The following is a 1560-nucleotide window of genomic DNA, read 5'->3' as shown; positions in this document are numbered from 1 at the left end:
GGGATTTAAGATCAAGATCATTAAGAGCCGTCCTTCGGAGATCAGTTGCAAGTTGTGAGTTCCAAGTTGCAAGCATAAGAACCGCTTTTCGCTTAAAAGCGGAGAACCCGCTGAGCGCTGTGAAGAGCCGTCCTTCGTGACTCGTCCCAAATCATGGACCGGTCCTTGGATAAGATCAACACCAAGATCCCGAAACAAGTTCGGGATGACCCTGAACAGAGCATTTCAGGGCAGGCTCCGTGGAATGACAACGAATGCTTGTTCCGAAAGCGTCTAAATCCTTCATCTGAACTTGTTTCAGCATCTCGATCCTGAGAGCCGCTGTGCGCTGTGAAGAACCGTCCTCCGTGACTCGTCCCGGATCATTGACCCGTCCTTGGATAAAATCAAGCGAGAAGGAGCGTTATCGAGAGTTTGCTCACTCACGAGAAGAGCGAGATTCAGAGCAGAATCATCTCATGTGACGCGATGCAAAAGAAGACTGCTATCTTTAATTGCTAATGCTAACGCCTTTCTTTGTCACTGTGATTCTGCACAGGTTCACGGACTTCGAAGTAAAACGGGCGTGTTTATTCCTCTAGCACTGCTCTCCCAGGTCTGGAAAGTTGAATGGCCAACAAAGAACTTTTTCTTAGGTGACTGGACTGTTAGCAATGAATATTATCCTCACTTTTTCTTTCCACCCGCTCCTATTAACCCTGCTTCCTAACCTGATCCTTTGTTTACCCGCGAAGCGGGCATTACGGCTGTCAGTGCTATAATTTGCTAGAACAATACTTATCGTGGAGGAACAGTATGAATACTCTGGAGGAGATACTTTCAAAGCTCTCCGGGAAGCTTTCAGAACTGAAAGAGGAGTACAATGTAAGAACCATTGGGGTCTTTGGTTCCTACGCGACAAATTCATACACTGAAAACAGTGACGTGGACATTCTTGTTGATTTCGAACAGACTCCCGATCTCTTCGAGTTCATAAGGCTTAAGAACGACCTCTCATCACTACTTGAAAAGCAGGTTGATCTGGTAACTCGCAGAGCATTAAGAAAAGACTATGAAGATCGGGTCTTGTGCGAGGTCAAATACATATCGTGAGACCAGACGACGCGGAGAAACATATCAAAGAGATTCTTAGGCTCATAGGAGAAATCGAAGGGTTTCTCCAAGGAGTGTCTTTCAGCGAATTCGAACTTAAGAGATCGATCAACTACTCAGTTCTGTACGCCTTACTGCTAATTGGTGAAACGGTCAAGAAAATTCCCCTTTCATTTCGAACAGCCCATCCGAACATTCCCTGGAAGGAAATCGCCGGAATGCGCGATGTACTTATTCATGAGTACCTTGAAACGGATCTAGAGATTGTCTGGAAAACCGTTCAGGAAAGTCTTCCGGCACTGAAAAGTGACTTGTCAAGGATAATGAATAAGACCCATTGATCGCTGAGCGCTGTGAAGAGCCGTCCTTGGTTGCCCGTTCCGGATCATGGAACCGACCCTAGAAAGAGTAGTTCTTCGTTCCGACGCTGCGCGTCCAGGTTCTTCGTTCTTGGATAAGATCGACACC

General features: G+C 46.5%; 2 protein-coding genes. Both read left to right on the top strand.

Annotation, left to right across the window (positions count from 1 at the left end; all coding sequences use genetic code 11):
* The first annotated feature begins 762 nt into the window (after positions 1 to 762).
* Entirely contained in the window at positions 763 to 1092 is a 330-nt protein-coding gene (locus BG32_RS08245) for a nucleotidyltransferase family protein (RefSeq protein ID WP_409072656.1), read from the top strand.
* A complete protein-coding gene (locus BG32_RS08240; protein WP_006490194.1) occupies positions 1089 to 1433 on the top strand; it encodes a DUF86 domain-containing protein in 345 nt (114 codons plus the stop codon). Before BG32_RS08245 ends, BG32_RS08240 begins: the two co-directional genes overlap by 4 nt.
* Positions 1434 to 1560 lie beyond the last annotated feature (127 nt).

The sequence above is a fragment of the Mesotoga sp. HF07.pep.5.2.highcov genome (assembly GCF_003666285.1).
Taxonomy (GTDB): Bacteria; Thermotogota; Thermotogae; order Petrotogales; family Kosmotogaceae; genus Mesotoga; species Mesotoga prima.
This window is presented reverse-complemented; position numbering and strand designations above follow the sequence as displayed.